Raw genomic sequence first — 21,164 nt, 5'->3', positions numbered from 1 at the left:
TCAAAGCGTTATTTTGCTCTGAAAATATTTTCTCTAATTTTAGCATCAAGATTGTTTATCCAACGATTGTAGTTGCGATGAACTTTTCCATTACTACCTTGTAAGTTTGAACTAACTGAAACATACTTAATTGAATACCCTGTTGCAGAGTAAGGAATATCAACAACAACTTCAAATTTACGATTGAATAATTGACCTCGGATAGTATCATTATTTAATGCTTGCATTTTCCAAGTACCAAATGCTGCTCTACCTTTAGTACCACTATCTAAAATAGCTTGTTTAACTTGTGCTTTAGTCAAACCATTAACTGGGGTACTAATACTATTTGGCGCTTGATATTTACTTGCACAACCAAATAATATTGAAACTAAAAAGAATGCTGCAATATATTTAAAAAATCTCATTGTTTACTCCTTAAGGATAATTTTAATTAACGTTTTTTACATATTAATAAAGTGTGTCCAAATCCAATCCCATCAATATCTTCCTCAACGTGAAACCCTGCTTCATTTAGACATTGATAAAATACTTTTGAATGGTAAAAACGGCTATTACCATTTGCTAAACAAGTAAAATAGAGAGAAGAAGCATTTAAACTTAATGCTCCTGCCTCAAAGTTTTGGCGATCCCAAAAAAGATCCATAATACAAACAGAAGCATCATCATTCATACTACGGTGTATTGTTTTCAAAATATGGACAATTTGATCTGAACTAAAACAATCTAAAAACTGGCTCATCCACCAGATATCAGCTTGGTTAGGGAAAATATCAGTTTCCAGTACATTTACACCAATACCATCAATACGATCTTCAAAGCCCGATTTTTTAATATTTTCTTTTGCAACTGAGATTTGTTCAGGTAAATCTAAGATTGTCACTTGAGTTTCAGGCAAATGTTTAGCTGAAAAAATTGCCCATTTACCTGTATTACCACCTATATCATAAACATGTTTAGGGTTCAATTTCATGATGTGAGGTAAAACAGCAGGAAAAGCGTGATCTGAATAAAAATGGTCGAAATCAAACCAACTTTTTTTTGCTTGTTCAGGCAGAGACTGCAACATGGGGTAAATCGTTTTACCATCACCAAAAACTTTGAGGCCACTCGGTTCGCCTTTTTCAAGTGCTTCTTGAAGAAAAAACATACTTTGGTAGCAGATATCTTGGGAAAAATTAAGGTTAACTTCTGTCATTTTATCATGCAATAAAAAATGACCAATTTTACCTAAAATATAGTTGGAGTCTTGCTGATAAATGACACGCATACTAAGTGCAACATCCAGCAGAAGTTCAATTGCATAAGGTGATAAAGAAACTTTTTTAGTTAAATCCTCTAAATTAATACCAATCTTACCAGACTGATCAATAGAAGATAAAATTCCTTTGTTTTTCATGCACATTATGGCTTGGAATAATATAGGAGCAAAGGCAATTTTTTGAGCTTCAGTAATTGCTTCTAATGCTGTATAAATTTCCTTATTGAATCCATACTTGATGTTTTCTTGTCCAGTCAATGTATTGCCTTTTTATTGTTTTACTGTATTGTATAAATAAATCAGATTTTTTCAGTATTATCGAATTAATAATATTACAAAAAGTTGCTAAGTAAAGAATTAATTAAAAAATATTAATATGAGACTTTCTTTTTCAATCGAAAATTGGTTTGCTTTATCTGCTGGTTTATCCTCCAAATCTGACTGGCAATTATGGTCAAAACAGATTAATCACAATTGGGATTTACACATACCCAAACTCAATAAACTGCCTATGATGCAAGCAAGAAGAATGAGCATTTCTTCACGCCTTGCTGTTGAAGTTGCTTTAGAGCTCATAGAAAATAATAATGTGGATTTAGCGATTTTTTCAAGCCAACATGGTGAACTTGAAAAAACATATAAAATACTAGTTTCACTTAATCAAGCTAATGACATTTCACCAACCGATTTTGCATTATCGGTCCATAATACTGCTTCAGGTTTATTCACAATTATTGCCAAGCAAGCTATCCCTATCACATCGCTTAGTGCAAATAATGATGGTTTTCAACAAAGTTTGATTGAGGCTCTACCAACACTACAACAAAAAGATAAAAAAGTACTATTGATTGATTTTGATGGGATGGTTCCTGAATCTTACCAAACAGAAATTCATCAAATAATTCCATATTATGCGGTAGGTTATATCTTAACAAATGGCAATCAGTTAACATGCCAAAGTATTAATAAAACATCACAGAAAAATCCAATCAATTATCCTCAATCATTGGCTTTTTTACATGCTTATCTAAATAAAAAACAAAATTTCATCATACAAGGATTATCTCAAGACTGGCAATGGACGATAAATACATAAATAAACAAAAATTCTATACTATAAACCAGTGGTGGCGATTATTTGCGACCGCACTGGGTTTTATTATATTTGGTTTTTTTGGATTATTCGTTTTATCGTTGATATGGTTTAGTTTATTGAGATTATTTGTTTGGAAGAAACAAAAAAGAATTATTATTGCTCAATACAGCATAAGTATTAGCTTTAAAGTGTTTTTATGGATAGTAAAATCATTATGTATTTTCAACTATCAATTTAATGAAGTTGAAAAATTGAAGCAAGATGACGGATGTTTAATTGTTGCTAACCACCCATCTTTGCTAGATGTTGTTCTTCTCGTTTCAGTTATGCGTCGATGTGATTGCTTAGTTAAGGGTGCGTTACTCAATAACCTTTTTATTAGCCGCATTATAAAAACAGCAGGTTATATACTAAACGGTGAATCAGGCCAAATACTACCACAATGTAATGAAATCTTATCAAACAAAGGAAGAATTTTGATATTTCCCGAAGGAACTAGAAGCATACCTAATCATCCTATAACGTTACAAAGAGGAGCTGCTAACATAGCATTAAGGTGTCATGCTGATATCCGAATAATACATATTCAATGTAATCCACCATGGTTGATAAAAAAACAAAAATGGTATGACATCCCTGAAAAAAAGGCATTGTTTAATATTACAGTAGGTGAAAAAATCAAAATAGATGACTTTCTAGAAGAAAATACAACTGTTGCAGCGAGAAAACTTACCAGACATCTCACAACATTATTAACGCTGGAACCATAAAAAAGAATAATAGATAAAAGGGAAATTAAATGGAAAAATTATATCATGATATAAAATCATTAATAATCGAAGTGCTTAATTTAGAAGATATCACATCTGAAGATATCGATACCCAAGCTCCATTATTTGGTGATGGTTTAGGTTTAGACTCAATAGATGCATTAGAACTAGGTCTTGCTATCAAAAATCAATATGGTATTGTTTTATCGTCAGAAAGTGAAGAAACCAAAAAAGCATTTTACTCAGTTAAAACGCTAGCTGATTTTATTAATTCTCAACAGTAATAAGGAAGATTTTTAATGGATAAGCAACAAATTTTTCAACAAGTACAATCAGCACTAGTTCAGCTTTTTGAATTATCTGCCGATGAGATTAAGCCAGAATCTAAACTTTTTGAAGAATTAGACTTAGATAGTATTGATGCAGTAGATTTAGTTGTACATTTACAAAAAAAGATAGGCAAAAAAGTTGATCCTGAAACGTTTAAAGCAGTAAGAACTGTTCAAGACGTGGTTGATGCAGTGTACAATTTGCTAAATGCTAAATAGCATAATGAATAAATTTAAGTTAATAATAAAAGCAATGACAGGAATAATCCTGTTTTGCTATCCGATAGTTATTTACTTATCTTTAAAATATCAAATTATTAATATCGCTGTTTTATGCATTGCTGCATTATTAGTGTTAAGGCTAATCGCCTTACCTAATTTATTTTCAAATATTGGTTGGTTAGCAAAAGTAACAACTTGCTTTGGTTTGCTTTTAGCATTAACCAGCTGGATATTTAACAAATTTCAATTTTTGCTCTATTACCCCGTAGCAACAAATCTTCTATTCTTAATATTTTTTGGATATTCATTGTATCAGCCACAAAATATTATCGAAAGATTCGCCAGATTAAAACATGATAATTTACCAGCAAGTGCAATTAACTATACAAGAAAAGTAACTATATGTTGGTGTCTATTTTTCATACTAAATGGTTTAATCGCACTAATAACTTGTCTTATTAATGATATTTATTGGTGGACAATGTATAACGGATTAATAAGTTATATTCTTATCGGATTATTAATGGGGGGAGAATGGATTGTTCGCCAAAAAGCAAAACATTAGTTTTATTATCCGAGCAATTATTACGACCAGATAATGAAATAATTGCATTCAGAAAGCAACTAGCTTTAACTGTTGGAGAGCTAAAACAACAAATTAGCATAATTGTTAATGAATTAGACAATCATACTGAAGAAAATTGGGTTTTATTCATGGATGATAGTTTTAATTTTGTTGCAGGATTTCTCGCTCTCTTATATTCAGGAAAGCATCCACTTTTACTAAATCCTAGGCATGTCGAATTATTACACCATTATCAAGCTGTATTAACCGATACACATCTTACAAATATTAATTTGCCAACTAATTTGCCAATTATAAACATCAGCAATATTAATCAACATCAATCAGTTAAATCAAAAAAAAATAATCCGAATTTTAGACAAACATCATTTACATTATTCACCTCTGGCTCAACAGGTTTGCCAAAACCAATTAAAAAATCTATTTCTCAACTTGAGCAAGAAATTAATATATTAATAGATAATTTAAAAATTTCACCTTGTGACTTGCTTATTGCTTCTGTGTCACATGAGCATATGTACGGATTAACCTTTAAGATAATGCTTTCTTTAATCTGCAATATACCTTTCGTTTGTGAAACAATACTCTATCAGGAACAATTAGCAACTTACCAATCTAAAAAAATCACTTACATCACAACGCCATCAATTATCAAAAATTTAGATCATAATTTATCTACTATTAACTGTACTTGTGTATTTTCATCTGGTGGTGAGCTTAGTTTTGAAAATGCCCAATTTTGTTTACAGAATTTCAAAGTGTTACCTTATGAAATTTATGGTTCAAGTGAGACAGGTATTATAGCCAAAAGACAACAAAAATCGCTTAATACACCTTGGGAACTCTTTTATCCATTACAATTAAAATATACCCCCAATCAACAACCATTATTAATATCACCTTTATTACCACAAGCTGAATTACTAAATGATAAATTACAAAAAATAGATGACATTAAATTTTATTTAAAAGGCCGGATGGATAAAATAGTCAAAATTGCAGAACAACGCCTATCTTTAACCTATATAGAGAACCAGATCAATAAAATTACAGCCGTTGAAAAAGCAATTGTTATTCCCTTAGAAAAAAACAATAGAACAATATTGGCCGCCATCATTAAAATAAAACCATCTCATAGTAAGGAAATAGATAACTTTAATTATTTCAAACTTACACAATATTTTCGACATTTACTTAAAGATACATTATCATTAGTTGAAATACCTAAGAAATGGCGTTTTATTGAAAGTTTTCCTGAAAATTTGCAAGGAAAATGCACATATACTGACTTAAAAGCATTATTCGATACTCCAAATAAGATATGAAAAAAGAGTTTCCCAACGAAATAAGCATTAGTAAAACTGAAACAGAAGCTAATATTGAAATCACAATACCGCCAGATCTTTTTTGGTTTAAAGGACATTTTCCTACACAACCAGTGTTACCAGGTGTGACTCAGGTTAATTGGGTAATTGGTTATGCCCAAAAATTAATTAATCCAAACTTATCAATATCGTCCATCGAGGTGGTAAAATTTCAATCGCCAATATTACCTAATGATCGCCTAAAACTAACGCTACTCTGGAATGAAAATAAGCTAAAATTCACTTATAGTTTTATTACACAGCATGGCAACATAGCAAGTACAGGAAAGCTTACACTATGTCAGTAATTGAGCCTTCGCTATCAAAAAACTATTGCTTTATTATACCTTGTTACAATCATAGTGATGCTTTACCGCGTGTTTTACAAAATATTGAACATTATCAATTGACTTGTTTTCTAATTGATGATGGTAGCTCGTATGAACATGCACAAAAACTGACAGAAATAGCAAAACAATATGCATGGGTCAATTTAGTGCGTTTAACTAAAAATGAAGGTAAAGGTGCGGCAGTAATGTGTGGTTTTAGTCACGCATTAGATCATGGTTTTGCTTATGCCATTCAGATAGATGCTGATGGCCAACATGATAGCCAAATTGTCAAACAGCTTATTGAACAATCACAATTAAATCCCAACACTTTAATATCTGGTTGTCCTATCTATGATGATTCAGTTCCTAAACACCGACTTATTGCGCGATATATTACCCATTTTTGGGTATGGATTGAAACCTTAAGTTTTAATATTAAGGACAGCATGTGTGGGCTTCGTGTCTATCCATTAAAACAGACTTGTCACCTCATCAGTCAACAACAAATTGGTAAAAAAATGGATTTTGACACCGACATAATGGTTCGACTATATTGGCAAGGTACTGATTCTATTTTTGTACCAACACATGTCACTTATCCCGCTGATGGTGTTTCTCACTTTAACGCATTCAAAGATAACCTATTAATTACTTGGATGCATACTCGACTATTTTTGGGCATGTTGCCACGAATTCCAGCATTAATAAAACAAAACCGACGTAAGAAAAATAAAGATAGTCACTGGTCTCAAACTGACGAACGCAAAGGTTTAATGGGGATCAAGTTAATTTTAATGCTTTATCGCCTTCTAGGAAGACGTGTTGCTCAAATGTTCATGTTCCCAGTTATCAGTTATTTCTGGTTAACAGGGAAAAAACAACGACAAGCATCCAAAGCATATTTAGAAAAAATCCTTAAACAATATCCTAACGTGCCATTGATTGAAAAGAAAAAATTAACCTCTTTCCGACACTTTCAACAATTTGGTGAGTCACTGTTAGATAAACTAGCCAGTTGGCAAGGCGATATTAAGCTTGATGATATCTATTCACCAAACAAAGGCGAATATTTAAGACTAATTTCTGAAAAAAAGGGGATTATCTTAATTTGTTCACATTTAGGTGATATTGAAATGTGTCGAGCACTAGCAGAATTATCCCATAATGTGACAATAAATGCTTTAGTGCATAAAGGTAATGCTGTACGATTTAACAAAGTATTAAAACAGGTTAATCAAAATTCAATAATCAATCTAATAGAAGTTGCTACATTAGGAGCGGATACTGCCATAATACTGCAACAAAAGCTTGAAGCTGGTGAATGGGTAGCTATCATTGCTGACAGAACATCAATTAATCCTTACCAAAGAGTGCCAGAAAATGCTATTGTTTGGGCCAATTTCCTTGGTAAACCTGCACCTTTTCCTAAAGGGCCATTTATACTATCTTCTGCATTAAAGTTCCCCGTTTACTTTTGTTGGGGATTAAAACCCAATGGTCGATTCCAAATATATCTAGAACATTTTACTGATGAGCTAAAGTTATCTAGAAAAAATAGACAAGCGGAACTAGAACAAACCATTGAGTATTATGCCAATCGATTAGAATATTATTGTTTACAATCACCACTTGATTGGTTCAATTTTTTCGATTTTTGGCAATTTAATCCACCTGAAATAACGAATAATAAAAATGAATAATTTTAATCACTGTCATATCACCATCGACTATAAACCATCTTTCCATGACACAGACGCCATGGGCGTGGTTTGGCATGGTAATTATCTTAAATTTTTTGAAAAAGCTCGCGAAGCATTATTTCGAAAATTTAATTATGGTTATAAAGAAATGGTTGATTCGGGTTATATTTGGCCTATTGTCGATGCAAGAATAAAATATACAGCACCCGCCCTTGCAGAACAAACTTTAGAAATCTTTGCCAAACTAGAAGAATATGAGCATCGCATAAAAATTAGCTACCTAATAAAAGATAAAAAAACTGGTAAAAAAACAACTTCTGGCTACACAACTCAAGTTGCGGTCTCTACAGATACTCAGGAAATGTGTTTTGTTACACCTGATATATTTTTGAATTGCTTTGGATTAATTAAATGAACAAATGCCTAGTTGCTTTCGCAACAACACTATTATTAACTTTCTCAACAATAACGAGTGCAATCACGCTAAGTGATATACAACTGCTATTTAGCAAAAACCAAGTTGTTCGAGCTGATTTTACCCAAGATCGCTATATTAATGGTTTAACCTCACCCATCCATTCAACGGGAAAGATGATAATATCTAAGGAATTAGGTCTATGGTGGCAACAAAATACACCATTTGCTATGACATTGAAAATGAATCAACAGCGAATGGAACAACGCATAGAAGACCAAACTCCAGAAACAATAACTGCAGAAAAACAACCTCAGCTATTTCAGTTCAATCATTTATTAACGGCAATTTTCACTGCAGATAAAGAGATGCTTGAAAATAATTTTGATATAACAGTCACCGAACAAAATAATATTTGGACATTAACGCTAAAACCTAAATTAGCACCGCTAAATAAAATTTTTAAACAAATTATTCTTAGTGGAAAATCCTATTTAGAAAAAGTCACTATTAATGATATGCAAAATGACAAAACAGAGCTTACATTCAAAAATCATAAAACGACAAAATTAAATCAAGATGAACAATTGCTATTCAGATAATCAATTAACATTAAAAAGAAGAGCAATCTTATGGTTGATGATGGTCGCTTGTCTGATTCTTGCTGCTTATTACCTTTTAGCTAATAGTAAAATCAACAGTAGTGTTTTATCTCTATTACCTAAAGAGCAAACCAACAATGTTCCTACTGAACTTATTGATGGTTTTCAAAATCGATTAGATAGGCAACTTGTCTGGTTGATTAAGCCCACTAATGGCGAATTAGAACCAGTTAATTGGTGGTATCAAACCCTAAAAAAACAATCTTTTATTAGCCAAGTAAACGGTTATTTTGATGAAACATTTCAAAAAAATTGGGGAAAATTTGCTTTTCAATATCGTTATCAGCTACTGGACTCAAAAACTAGTGAAAGATTAAAAAATGGCACTCAGCTGAATTGGATAAAAAGCCAGCTATATTCTCCTTTTAGCGGAATAAGTGCAACTGAATTGGAAAATGATCCATTATTATTAACTCGTTCATCTCAATTAAATCAACTGGCTAACTCAGGTGGGTTGACCATTCAAAATAATTGGTTATCAGGACAAGATGACCAAGGCAATCAATGGTACATGATTTTTGCTGAGTTAAATAATTCATCATTTAACATGAGCCAATCTCACCAAATTACCACACAATTAAATGAACTTACCAAACAATTACATGAAAAGTGGCCAAATGTTGAAATTTTAAAACGAGGCGTGCTTTTTTATAGTGATTACGCAAGCAGTGAAGCTATAGATGATATAACAACCATCGGTAGCTTATCAATTATAGGCATTATCATATTGATAATTAGTGTATTTCGATCGATAAGACCAATTATTTTATCGATACTATCAATTTTTGTTGGAATTATTTGTGGTTTAGTGGCTGTTTTAAGCCTATTTGGTGAAATTCACATAATGACAATTGTTATGAGTACTAGTGTAATAGGAATAACTGTCGACTATTCACTGCACTACTTAACTGAACGACTGCTACATGGTAATCAAGAATCACCTTATGCAAGTTTAAAAAAACTCATTTCAACTTTGACGTTAGCGTTATGCACAAGTTTTATTGCTTATCTAATCTTATTAATTGCGCCGTTCCCGGGCTTAAAGCAATTATCAATATTTGCAGTTTTTGGTCTACTCGGTGCTTTTTTAACTGTAATATGCTGGTATCCTCTGCTCGTTAACAAATTACCAGTACGTGAAGATGTTGGTTATAAGTTACTAAGTAGCTGGCTAAATTTATGGAAAAATAAACAGATGCAATTGATAATGGTATCAATCGCTCTATTATTTATCGGCTATGGGTTTATTAATTTAAAAGTTGATGACGATATTGCCAAACTACAAGCATTGCCAGAACAATTACAACTACAAGAACAAAAAATTATCAGTATTACCCATCAAACAACAGATCAAAAATGGTTTGTTGTTTTTGGTGATACAGCTGAACAAACCTTACAACGACTTGAACAATTTTTACCTAAACTTGAACTTGCAAAATCAGAAGGTTATTTTGAACAATATCAGAGCATAAACTTACCTTCATTCCAAAAACAGCAAGAAAATATCGAATTTGTTAAACAATATAGTCCTGAAATTATATCCTCTTTAACACAAATGGGAATTAAGGCTAACTTACCTACTTTTGAACAACCAATTATTACACCAGAACTATGGCAACAAAGTGAACTTAGCCAAGGTCGAAAACTACTTTGGTTAACCTTACCAACGGGAAAAAGCGCGACTTTAATTCCAATAAATGGAATTAAAAATATCATTGAAATAAAAAAATTATCGGAAGTAGATAAAGGAATCTATTGGCTTGATCGCCGTGAAGAATTTAACACTATGTTTGCCCATTACCGAATACAATTATCCCAGCTGATTGCTGGTGCAGTGATTCTTATTTGCTCTTGCTTTATCTTCTATCATCGCAAATATGGTTTAAAAGCTGCATTAAAAAGCACATTACCTACATTATTATCAACAGGTATAGCATTAGCTATTAATGGCATAACCAATCAAACTCTTAATTTATTCTCAATGTTAGCACTAATTCTTGTTATTGGTATTGGTATCGACTATAGTCTATTTTTGAGCAACAATAAAAGCCAAAACCAAAGTGCATTATTAGCAGTAAGCATGGCGGCATTGACTACTATATTATCTTTTGGGTTATTAATAATAAGCCATACCGTTGCCATAAAAGGATTTGGATTAGTATTAACTGGCGGTATTTTTACAGCATTTTTATTTGCACCACTAGTCATCAATAATAGACAAGAAATATTAGGGACAAAAGGATGAAGAAATATTTATATTTAACTTTTTTATTATTAAGTATGTTGATTTCAGCCTGCTCGTCCCAACCTAAATCAGAAGCTTGGTTAACCAAAGAAACCAAAGTTAACTTGCCTAAGATAAATCTAACTCAAGACTATCACGATCAACAACTATTAACCTTTAAATATAACAATCAAGAAAACTCGGTAATAGTAATCGTTGATATCAAAGATAACCAATTGAAAGTAATTGGGTTATCCACTATAGGTATTCGTTTGTTTGAAATTGAATACGACGGTAGTAAAGTTAAAGCAAAACAACATATATTTGTTAAGCAACTTCCCCCTCCTGAGCAAGTATTATCAGACATAATGCTAAGCATATTACCAACAATTTCATGGCAAAACGTATTACCGGCGAATTGGCAACTCATTGATAACGACTTATTTAGGACCCTTGTCAATGATAAAAAACAAACAATCATTAAGATAACTTATAACCAAAAATCTTCAACAGACATTAGAAAACCAATTAAAATTCAACATGCTATATTTGGTTATCAAATTACAATTAAGAGTATGGAATAGATGATTTATGTTGCTGCGCTTGGCGCGATAAACACATTAGGACATGACAAACAACAGATAATCGATAATTTATCCCAAAATTATTGTGCAAAGCACTACTTGACTCAAGAAAAGGGTTGGTTATTAAATGGCCAAAATACTTGGTTAGGTAAAGTAACGGGGGAGCTTCCCTCCATTCCTCACAATTTGACGCAATATGCGACAAGAAATAATCAATTACTTTATGCTGCATATTTACAAATTAAACAGCAGATACAACAAGTTATCGAAAAATATGGACCAAAAAGAATTGCGGTTATAATGGGTACTAGTACTTCTGGAATACACGAAGGCGACGTTAACATTGAGCACTATTTAAAGACACATCATTGTCAACCCCATTTCTATTATCACCAACAAGAACTTGGTAATCCATCGTGTTTTTTAACAAAATTACTCAATTTACAAGGTCCTAGCTATACCATTTCCACGGCTTGTACATCTAGTGCAAAAGCCGTAATAAGTGGCCAACGATTGATTGAATCAGGATTGGTTGATGCTGCCATTGTCGGTGGTGCTGACAGTTTAAGCAGAATGCCGATAAATGGTTTTAATGCGCTTGAAGCACTATCGAATAATCCCTGTATGCCATTTGCACAAGACCGTAACGGCATAAATATTGGTGAAGCCAGTGGATTGATGTTAATAACTAAAGAAGAATCAAGTGATATTGCATTATTAGGTGTAGGTGAATCATCCGATGCTTATCATATCTCCTCCCCTCATCCAGAAGGAATAGGAGCACAAGTTGCGATGGAAATGGCATTAGAAAATGCAAACTTAAAACCAAATCAGATTGGCTATCTTAATTTACATGGCACGGCAACGGTGCTTAACGACCAAGCTGAAAGTAGAGCTGTTTATCGATTATTTGAGCAAAACTTACCTTATTGTAGTTCAACAAAACATTTAACAGGACATACATTAGGTAGCGCAGCTATTACTGAATTGGCAATTAGTTACTTATTACTTAAACAAAATATTAATTTACCCCAGCAAGATTTTTCAGTATCACCTTATGATAAAAAACTAGATAAAATTAATATTGTTACAGAAAAAATGATGCTACAAACACCAATCATTATGTCAAACTCTTTTGCTTTTGGTGGCAATAATGCATCTCTTATTATTGGAAAAGTATAATGCAATATCAATCAGCAAGTTACTATTTGCCACACAGAACTCCCATGATCATGATTGAGAAAGTTCATTTAGTCGATGAAAAACAATGCATTTGCAGTGTTCAAGTTACCAAAAATGGCATACTTTCTCCATTTTTAACTGATAATTATCAGCTACCCAATTTTTATGCTATCGAATTAATGGCACAAACTATTGGTGTTTGGAATGGATATCATGATTCCAAAAAAAATCACTCACCACAATTAGGCATGTTACTTGGAGGGCGAGCAATAAAAACCAATTTACCTTCATTTGAGCTTAATAGTGAATTAATTATAACCGCCAATTTAGTTCTTTTTGATTCTAAACTAGCTAACTTTGATTGTGATATCAGTATAAATCAACAATGTGTTGCATCAGGTAAATTAAATGTTTATGAACCTGATCCTAGTGAATTAGACCAACTTTTTGGTTCCCAGCGATTAAAAGGATAACAATTATGAGTCGAACAGTACTTGTAACTGGAGCAAGCAAAGGAATTGGTAAAGCAATTGCCTGTAAACTAGCGTCCGACGGTTTTGATATCGTCATACATTATCATAGTGACAAAAAAGGGGCGATTGAAACTCAAAAAATTATCGAACAAACCACCCAAAAAGCTAGACTAATTCAATTTGATGTAAGTAACACTGAGCAATGTCAGCAAATGATAGAAGCAGATACTGAACAATATGGAGCTTATTACGGTGTTGTTAATAATGCAGGTATTATCCGTGATGGTGCTTTCCCTGCTTTAACACAAGATGATTGGAAAGCTGTAATTCATACCGATCTTGATAGTTTTTACAATGTATTACATCCTTGTATTATGCCCATGATTGGACTACGTAATGGTGGAAGAATTATAGTTATATCATCAGTTTCTGGCATCGTTGGAAATCGTGGTCAAGTCAATTACAGCGCGGCCAAAGCAGGCGTAATTGGTGCAACCAAAGCGTTGGCACTTGAATTAGCTAAACGAAAAATTACCGTCAATTGCATTGCCCCGGGTCTAATAGACACGGGTATTTTAGATATGGAACCAATCGCTTTAAAAGAAGCAATGAACATGATCCCTCTTAAACGAATGGGGCACGTTGACGAAGTCGCAGGACTTGCAAGTTATTTAATGTCAGATAATGCGGGATATATAACAAGACAAGTCATTTCTATTAATGGAGGAATGGTATGACAAAACGAGTAGTCATAACTGGCGCAGGTGGCGTCACCGCATTTGGTAATGAATGGGATGATGTTGAGCTCAAACTAAAACAACTTCAAAATGCTGTTCGATATATGCCAGAATGGGAAATTTACGATGGATTGCATACCAAACTTGGTGCCCCAATTGATGATTTTGTTTTACCAGACCACTATACACGGAAAAAAATTCGTTCAATGGGCAGAGTATCATTACTCTCAACCAAAGCAACTGAAATCGCATTAGAAAAAGCAGGATTACTAGATGAGCCTGAGCTAACTAATGGTGATACAGGTATTGCGTTTGGGTCATCAACAGGTAGTACTCAACCCGTTGCATCATTTGCAACCATGTTAAATGAAAAGCATACTAACAACATCACCGCAACGACCTATATTCAAATGATGCCACATACAACTGCAGTTAATACAGGTTTATTTTTTGGTTTAAAAGGTCGATTAATTACCACATCAAGTGCTTGTACATCTGGAAGTCAAGCTATAGGTTATGCATATGAAGCTATAAAATACGGTATGCAAAAAATCATGGTAGCAGGTGGAGCCGAAGAGTTATGCCCTTCGGAAGCAGCTGTTTTCGATACCTTATTTGCCACGAGCCAACTTAATGACACACCAAAGTTATCACCAAGACCATACGATCGGGATCGCGATGGGTTAGTTATTGGTGAAGGAGCCGGTGCATTAATTTTAGAGGAATATGAACACGCCATGGCTCGAGGAGCAAAAATTTATGGAGAGATTATAGGCTTTAAAACTAACTGTGATGCGAGTCATATTACCCAACCAAGGCAAGAAACAATCCAATATTGCATTGAACAATCACTCAAAGATGCAGGTTTAGATCCAAGCCAAATTGGTTACATCAGTGCTCACGGTACCGCAACTGCTCGTGGAGATATTGCTGAAAGTAATGCTGTTGCCAATATCTACGGTAATAAAACCCCAATATCATCTTTAAAAAGCTATTTTGGTCATACTCTTGGTGCATGTGGCGCGATAGAGGCATGGTTAACATTAGAAATGATGCATACTGGCTGGTTTAATCCAACTATCAACTTAAATAATGTCGATCCTCAATGTGGTGATTTGGATTATATCGTTGGTTCAGGACGAAATTTAGATATTGAATATTTTCAAACTAATAACTTTGCTTTTGGCGGAATTAACACCTCAATTGTGATTAAAAGAATATAATTTGAAATTTCTTGTCATTAAAACAAGGCAAAAAAAGTTGAGGAGAGGGGTTTTTGAGTTTTTTTTCAAACCACAAAAAACTTTTAGGGCTAAAAAACCCCTCTCCTCAACTTTTTTTGGCTTAATGGTAGATAAAAAAATAGCGCTATATAGCGCTATTTATTTGAAATTTATTTATTTTTTTCGCGTTCAATAGCTCGATAGCCAATATCATGACGATAGTAACAACCATGCCAATAGATACTTTTAATTTGTTCATACGCACGTTTTTGAGCGTCTGAAACACTATCGCCTAAAGCTGTAACACATAGAACTCTCCCACCATTGGTATAGACTTGACCGTTTTCTAAACAGGTGCCGGCATGGAAGATTTTGCAATTAGTATCTGTTTCAGTAGGTAGACCTAATATAACATCTTTGGTGTTGTAATCGCCTGGATATCCGCCAGCAGCAAGAACTACACCTAAAGCAGGCCTTATATCCCATTTTGATTTTACAGTATTTAGTTCGCCCTTTGTGGCAGCCAAGCAGAGCTCAACTAGGTCAGATTGCATTCGCATCATGATTGGTTGAGTTTCAGGATCGCCAAATCGACAATTGAATTCGATTACTTTAGGATTTCCTTGTTTATCAATCATTAATCCGGCATAAAGAAAACCAACATATACATTGCCTTCTTTTGCCATGCCATTGACGGTTGGGTAAATGATTTCTTCCATAACTTTATTGAAGACGTCATCGGTTACTACTGGCGCTGGAGAGTAAGCGCCCATTCCACCAGTATTCAAACCAGTATCACCATCACCAACACGTTTATGATCTTGGCTGGTTGCCATTGGTTCGACATGTTTACCATCGACCATTACGATAAAACTGGCTTCTTCGCCATCAAGGAACTCTTCAATTACGACTCGATGACCGGCATCACCAAAGGCATTTCCCGCTAACATATCGTGTACTGCCTCTTCGGCTTCCTTTTGTGTCATGGCAACAATCACGCCCTTTCCTGCCGCTAAACCATCAGCTTTTATCACAATTGGTGCGCCTTTTTGACGAATATAAGCAATGGCTGGCTCAATTTCTGTGAAGTTTTGGTATTCAGCAGTTGGGATGTTATGTCGAGCTAAAAAATCTTTAGTGAAAGCTTTTGATCCTTCTAGCTGAGCAGCCGCTTTTGATGGGCCAAAGATAGTTAATCCAGCTTTTTGAAAACTATCGACAATACCAATCACTAATGGCGCTTCTGGTCCAACAATAGTTAAGTCTATTTGTTGCTCTTGAGCAAAGTTGAGTAGACCAGCAATATCTGTTGCTTTGATGTTGATATTTTCTAAATTTGGCTCAAGTGCGGTACCTGCATTACCTGGTGCAACAAACACTTTAGAAACTAATGGCGATTGTGCTGCTTTCCAAGCTAAAGCATGTTCGCGCCCACCATTACCAATTACTAATACTTTCATACAAGGTCCTTTCAATACTTTTATAATTAATGCCTAAAATGACGCATATTGGTGAAGATCATGGCAATGTTATGCTCATTAGCGGCTTGTATTACTTCATCATCACGGATTGAACCACCCGGCTGAATAACACAGGTGACACCAACCGCAGCCGCGGCATCAACACCATCTCTAAACGGGAAGAATGCATCAGAAGCTACAACTGAACCAGCAACTTCTAGATTCTCATCTTGTGCTTTTATTCCAGCAATTTTGGCCGAATAAACACGACTCATTTGCCCTGCACCAATGCCAATAGTCATCTTATCTTTAGCGTAAACAATAGCATTAGATTTCACAAATTTTGCCACTTTCCAACAAAATAGTGCATCAGATAACTCTTTTTCAGTCGGTTGTCGTTTGGTAACTACCGTTAATTGGTCTTTGGTTACCATACCTAAATCACGATCTTGTACAAGCAATCCGCCATTAACTCGTTTTAAATCTAAACTGGCTTTTGTGCTCGCTGGCCATTCGCCACATTCTAATACTCGAACATTTTTTTTCGTTTGTGTAATGGCCAAAGCGTTTTGATCAACCGATGGTGCAATAATTACTTCAACAAATTGTTTATCAACAATAGTTTGGGCTGTTTTAGCATCTAATGGACGATTAAAAGCAATAATTCCCCCAAAGGCAGAAGTTGGGTCGGTTTTAAAAGCATTAAGATAGGCATTTAAGATGTTATCACTCACCGCAACACCACATGGGTTAGCGTGTTTAACTATTACACAAGCTGGTTCATCAAATGATTTTACACATTCTAATGCAGCATCGGTATCGGCAATATTGTTATAAGATAGCTCTTTACCTTGTATTTGTTTGGCTGTAGCAATAGAACCTGGCTCAAGATGTTCTTCCACATAAAAAGCTGCATGTTGATGTGAGTTTTCGCCATATCGCATATCTTGTTTTTTAACAAATTGTAGATTTAAAGTGCGAGGGAATTCACCAGCAGGCTTTTCTGTATCACCATAATATGGAGGTACAAGTTTACCAAAATAGTTAGCGATCATACCGTCATATTGAGCTGTATGTTCAAATGCTTTTATTGCTAAGCTAAATCGATACTTGAAAGAGAGGCAATTTTGCTGTTTATCTAACATATCAATGATTGTGCTATAGTCCTGACAATCAACAACAATGGCGACATCTTTATTATTTTTAGCTGCAGATCGCACCATTGTTGGTCCGCCAATATCAATATTTTCTATCGCATCTTCTAAACTAGAATTTGGGTCAGCTACCGTTTTCGCGAAAGGATATAAGTTGACAACCACCATATCAATCGTTGCGATCTGATGTTGTTGCATCACTTCGTCATCAATCCCTCGACGCCCTAAAATGCCACCATGTATTTTAGGATGTAACGTTTTGACTCGACCATCCATCATTTCAGGGAATCCCGTATAATTCGATACTTCGGTAACAGGAATGTGGTTGTCGATTAAAAGTTTGGCGGTGCCACCAGTAGAAAGGAGTTCAATATTACGTTCAGATAAAGCTTTAGCAAATTCAATGATTCCTGTTTTATCAGAAACACTGAGTAAAGCACGACGGATAGGACGAAACTGCTGCATGAAAAAGCTCCGAAATTGATATTCTAAATCCAAGTCTGTGAGCGGCTATTATATATAAAACGAGGAGCGATGTTTAGTATTAACTTTCTGAAAAAATAATTACCTAATAATTTGTATTTATTCAATGATATGGTCATTTTGCTTATCATAAAAGTAAAGCGAGTTGACACTTTGGATTTTTCTTTCATTTTGTTCTCGAGTGCTATTGCGATATTTTTGAGGACATAGACCAATTCTTTTTTTGAAGATTCGCGAAAAATAAAGTTGATCATCAAATCCGATTGAACGGCTAATTTCTGCGATACTCATATTAGTGGTTTGCAATAACAGTTTTGCACGATTTACCCGTTGCTCTTGTCGCCATTCTCCAATAGACATACCAATCTGGTCTTTAAATATATGAGCAATTCGCGATGTCGACAAACACACTTTCTGCGATACGATATCAAGCGTAAAATTATTTTCATCCAGAGTATCAATTAAATAGTTGCAAACTTGTAGTACTCGGGTATCTATTTTAGGAGGATTAGTGCAAGAAGTCTCTTGTGCGCAACGTATCAAGAATTGCTCTAACATGCTCATAGCTAAATTTTCAGAATATATCGTATTTGATTGCCCTACCTCGACAATTTTTATAAATAGCTGTTCTAGTTCATCTTTTACTTGGGTATTAGGGCGATAAAATCCCGTTTCTTTTAATCGGTTTTCCCAACTTAATAAATATTTCCATGTTGATTTTGGTCTGAAATATACCCAAAAATGAAACCAATTATTCTCATCTTCTTTACGTCCGTATAAATGGGGTTCTTTGGGAGGAAAAAGAACAAAGTCACCGGGATAACAATTAAATGATTCATCATCACGATAAATAGTACCTTGGCCTGCATAAGTGAGGTTAATAATGTAACCATTTAATCCATTAGGACGATCAATGAAAAAATCAAATTTTCCTTCTTTTTCGATCGGTGTTAAACCAGATACAAGATGGACATTAAATGAATAACCAGGTAACAAAGGGTTATTTTGTTGTTTATTGCTCATTTGTCATCACCAATTTTTTGAAACTATTTTATTTTTACATAAAATTTTTTTTTGAATAGTGATAATTGTGAGATCTACATCACAAAACAAATTAGGTGTGCAGAATCGTCTATATTTATAGCAACAACATACCTACTTGTTTTATCGGAAATTATTTATTCTTCCAAAAAACTCCATTTAATTAGTCTTTGAGGTGTTAGCGGATGAATAAAAAAATAACCATTGGATTGGATTTTGGTAGTGATTCTGTCAGAGCTTTAGCGGTCGACTGTCAAAATGGGAAAGAGTTAGCTACAGCAGTAGTTTATTACCCACGCTGGTCTAAGGGCCAGTTTTGTGATCCACAAAAAAATCAGTTCAGGCATCATCCCCTTGATTACATTGAGTCAATGACTCAATCAATACAATCTGTTGTCAATCAACTTAAATCTGATGCACAAAATATAGTTGCTATTGGTGTGGACTCAACAGGTTCTACCCCAGCACCTATTGATGAAAATGGCGATGTGTTAGCTTTAAAACCAGAATTTATGAACAATCCTAATGCAATGTTTATTTTATGGAAAGATCATACCTCGGTACACGAAGCTGAAGAAATTAATAGAGTGTGCAAAACTGAACCATACTCTAAATATTTGGAATATTGTGGTGGAGTTTATTCTTCAGAATGGTTTTGGGCGAAGATTATGCATATTTTTCGTCAAGACAGTGCTGTAAAAAATGCTTCGGCTTCTTGGATTGAACTCTGTGATTGGGTACCCGCTTTACTTTCTGGAACGACAGCGCCAAATGCAATAAAGCGTGGTCGATGCGCTGCCGGTCACAAATGTTTTTGGAGCGAAGAATGGAATGGTTTACCCCCTTATGAGTTTTTTGAAAAACTCGACCCAAGTTTAGTTAATAACTTACCTTATCCTTTATTTGAAAAGACTTATACCGCAAATCATAAAGTGGGCACTATTACCCAAGAGTGGGCAGAAAAATTGGGATTACCAACATCGACCGTAATTTCTGGTGGTGCATTTGATTGTCACATGGGTGCCGTTGGTGCAGGTGCAAAACCTTATACATTAGTTAAAGTAATTGGCACCTCTACCTGCGATATTTTATTGGCAGAACAAAACGTTATAAATAATCGTTCAATTAAAGGCATTTGTGGTCAGGTGGATGGTAGTGTGATACCAAACTATATAGGTCTTGAAGCTGGGCAATCAGCTTTTGGAGACATCTATGCATGGTATAAAAAACTCTTGTGTTGGCCTCTTGAAAAGTTAGTTTCAATCTCACCAGAATCTCAACCAATAGTGAAGGAGTTAAAGCATAAATTATTAAATGATATTGCTCAAGCTTGGGCAGAAAATCCAAATCTAGACACAATTCCTATAACGCTTGATTGGTTTAATGGTAGACGAACCCCTTATGCCAATCAACGAATCAAAGGTGTTATAACCAATTTAACGATTTCAACTGATGCTGCAACATTATTTGGAAGCTTGGTTTTATCAACAGCCTTTGGCGCTAGAGCAATTATGGAATGCTTTATTAATCAAGATGTGCCCGTTAATGAAATTGTCGCTTTAGGAGGAATAGCTAAAAAATCCCCAGTTATTATGCAAGCTTGTGCAGATGTAATGAATAAACCGCTGACCGTTGTGAGTTCAGAACAATGTTGTGCATTAGGTGCAGCAATCTTTGCAGCTGTTGCAGCAGATGTTTATGCCGATATTTCCACCGCTCAAAGTAGTATGTCTAGTAAGCTTGAAACCACCTTTATCCCTGATGATAACAGGGTCCCTATATATGAAGAATTATATAAAAAGTATTTAGTTTGGTCAGCCTCTAGTGAACCCAACTATAACGCTTAATTTAATTTACAAAATATGA

The 21,164-nt window shown here is 34.4% G+C and carries 21 protein-coding genes and 1 pseudogene; 17 read left to right on the top strand and 5 right to left on the bottom strand.

Going from position 1 to position 21,164, the window contains the following annotated elements:
- Positions 1–8 precede the first annotated feature (8 nt).
- Entirely contained in the window at positions 9–407 is a 399-nt protein-coding gene (locus J3U09_RS06840) for a hypothetical protein (RefSeq protein ID WP_065562156.1), read from the bottom strand.
- A 26-nt stretch (positions 408–433) separates the two neighbouring features.
- Positions 434–1,501: a methyltransferase gene (locus J3U09_RS06835; protein WP_370632622.1), complete on the bottom strand. Its 1,068-nt coding sequence runs from the start codon at positions 1,499–1,501 to the stop codon at positions 434–436.
- Positions 1,502–1,637: 136 nt separating this feature from the next.
- Here J3U09_RS06835 and J3U09_RS06830 point away from each other — a divergent pair, with 136 nt between their 5' ends.
- From J3U09_RS06830 to J3U09_RS06755, 16 genes are read left to right on the top strand one after another with little or no spacing between them, the layout of a single operon-like run.
- Positions 1,638–2,357: a beta-ketoacyl synthase chain length factor gene (locus tag J3U09_RS06830; RefSeq protein WP_220225017.1), complete on the top strand. Its 720-nt coding sequence runs from the start codon at positions 1,638–1,640 to the stop codon at positions 2,355–2,357.
- Positions 2,339–3,127, top strand: a complete 789-nt coding sequence (locus tag J3U09_RS06825) for a lysophospholipid acyltransferase family protein (protein ID WP_267357607.1) — start codon at positions 2,339–2,341, stop codon at positions 3,125–3,127. The genes J3U09_RS06830 and J3U09_RS06825 overlap by 19 nt, the downstream gene beginning before the upstream one ends.
- Before the next feature lie 29 nt (positions 3,128–3,156).
- Positions 3,157–3,411, top strand: a complete 255-nt coding sequence (locus J3U09_RS06820; RefSeq protein ID WP_267357605.1) for a phosphopantetheine-binding protein — start codon at positions 3,157–3,159, stop codon at positions 3,409–3,411.
- A gap of 15 nt (positions 3,412–3,426) precedes the next feature.
- Complete coding sequence (locus J3U09_RS06815; RefSeq protein WP_065562160.1) at positions 3,427–3,675, top strand: acyl carrier protein; 249 nt, start codon at positions 3,427–3,429, stop codon at positions 3,673–3,675.
- Between the two features lie 4 nt (positions 3,676–3,679).
- Entirely contained in the window at positions 3,680–4,243 is a 564-nt protein-coding gene (locus J3U09_RS06810) for a hypothetical protein (protein WP_267330135.1), read from the top strand.
- Positions 4,213–5,589 carry an AMP-binding protein gene (locus J3U09_RS06805; RefSeq protein ID WP_267357603.1) on the top strand — a complete coding sequence of 459 codons (1,377 nt, stop codon included), beginning with the start codon at positions 4,213–4,215 and terminating at the stop codon, positions 5,587–5,589. The genes J3U09_RS06810 and J3U09_RS06805 overlap by 31 nt, the downstream gene beginning before the upstream one ends.
- Positions 5,586–5,936, top strand: coding sequence for a hypothetical protein (locus tag J3U09_RS06800; RefSeq protein WP_065562163.1), 351 nt, complete (start codon positions 5,586–5,588; stop codon positions 5,934–5,936). Before J3U09_RS06805 ends, J3U09_RS06800 begins: the two co-directional genes overlap by 4 nt.
- Complete coding sequence (locus J3U09_RS06795) at positions 5,927–7,660, top strand: glycosyltransferase family 2 protein (RefSeq protein WP_267357601.1); 1,734 nt, start codon at positions 5,927–5,929, stop codon at positions 7,658–7,660. Before J3U09_RS06800 ends, J3U09_RS06795 begins: the two co-directional genes overlap by 10 nt.
- Positions 7,653–8,075: an acyl-CoA thioesterase gene (locus J3U09_RS06790; protein WP_267336788.1), complete on the top strand. Its 423-nt coding sequence runs from the start codon at positions 7,653–7,655 to the stop codon at positions 8,073–8,075. Before J3U09_RS06795 ends, J3U09_RS06790 begins: the two co-directional genes overlap by 8 nt.
- Positions 8,072–8,677, top strand: coding sequence for an outer membrane lipoprotein carrier protein LolA (locus tag J3U09_RS06785; RefSeq protein ID WP_267357599.1), 606 nt, complete (start codon positions 8,072–8,074; stop codon positions 8,675–8,677). The genes J3U09_RS06790 and J3U09_RS06785 overlap by 4 nt, the downstream gene beginning before the upstream one ends.
- Positions 8,655–10,982, top strand: coding sequence for an MMPL family transporter (locus tag J3U09_RS06780; protein WP_267357597.1), 2,328 nt, complete (start codon positions 8,655–8,657; stop codon positions 10,980–10,982). The genes J3U09_RS06785 and J3U09_RS06780 overlap by 23 nt, the downstream gene beginning before the upstream one ends.
- Positions 10,979–11,545 (top strand): DUF3261 domain-containing protein, encoded by a 567-nt coding sequence (locus tag J3U09_RS06775; RefSeq protein WP_220225025.1) that lies wholly within the window; start codon positions 10,979–10,981, stop codon positions 11,543–11,545. The genes J3U09_RS06780 and J3U09_RS06775 overlap by 4 nt, the downstream gene beginning before the upstream one ends.
- Positions 11,546–12,727, top strand: a complete 1,182-nt coding sequence (locus J3U09_RS06770; protein WP_267357595.1) for a beta-ketoacyl-[acyl-carrier-protein] synthase family protein — start codon at positions 11,546–11,548, stop codon at positions 12,725–12,727.
- The gene (locus J3U09_RS06765; protein WP_255561339.1) at positions 12,727–13,200 is read left to right on the top strand and encodes a 3-hydroxy-fatty acyl-ACP dehydratase; all 474 of its coding nucleotides are present in this window, start codon (positions 12,727–12,729) and stop codon (positions 13,198–13,200) included. Before J3U09_RS06770 ends, J3U09_RS06765 begins: the two co-directional genes overlap by 1 nt.
- Before the next feature lie 5 nt (positions 13,201–13,205).
- The gene (locus J3U09_RS06760; protein ID WP_220225027.1) at positions 13,206–13,937 is read left to right on the top strand and encodes a 3-ketoacyl-ACP reductase FabG2; all 732 of its coding nucleotides are present in this window, start codon (positions 13,206–13,208) and stop codon (positions 13,935–13,937) included.
- Positions 13,934–15,160, top strand: a complete 1,227-nt coding sequence (locus J3U09_RS06755) for a beta-ketoacyl-ACP synthase (protein WP_220225028.1) — start codon at positions 13,934–13,936, stop codon at positions 15,158–15,160. The genes J3U09_RS06760 and J3U09_RS06755 overlap by 4 nt, the downstream gene beginning before the upstream one ends.
- A gap of 170 nt (positions 15,161–15,330) precedes the next feature.
- Here J3U09_RS06755 and purD read toward each other — a convergent pair whose 3' ends face one another.
- The 3 genes and pseudogenes from purD to araC all read right to left on the bottom strand — a co-directional run.
- Entirely contained in the window at positions 15,331–16,620 is a 1,290-nt protein-coding gene (purD, locus tag J3U09_RS06750) for a phosphoribosylamine--glycine ligase (RefSeq protein ID WP_065562173.1), read from the bottom strand.
- Between the two features lie 26 nt (positions 16,621–16,646).
- Complete coding sequence (gene purH / locus J3U09_RS06745) at positions 16,647–18,239, bottom strand: bifunctional phosphoribosylaminoimidazolecarboxamide formyltransferase/IMP cyclohydrolase (RefSeq protein ID WP_267357592.1); 1,593 nt, start codon at positions 18,237–18,239, stop codon at positions 16,647–16,649.
- Positions 18,240–18,434: 195 nt separating this feature from the next.
- Positions 18,435–19,280: pseudogene (gene araC, locus J3U09_RS06740) on the bottom strand (arabinose operon transcriptional regulator AraC); the annotation flags it as partial.
- A 203-nt stretch (positions 19,281–19,483) separates the two neighbouring features.
- On the opposite strand from araC, the gene J3U09_RS06735 reads away from it, so the two are divergent.
- The gene (locus J3U09_RS06735; RefSeq protein ID WP_267357590.1) at positions 19,484–21,145 is read left to right on the top strand and encodes a ribulokinase; all 1,662 of its coding nucleotides are present in this window, start codon (positions 19,484–19,486) and stop codon (positions 21,143–21,145) included.
- The last annotated feature ends 19 nt before the right edge of the window (positions 21,146–21,164 follow it).

This window comes from Gilliamella sp. B2889, from assembly GCF_026536885.1.
Lineage (GTDB): Bacteria > Pseudomonadota > Gammaproteobacteria > Enterobacterales > Orbaceae > Gilliamella > Gilliamella apicola_E.
The sequence above is the reverse complement of the archived record's forward strand: the minus strand, read 5'-3'. Positions and strand labels throughout refer to the sequence as shown.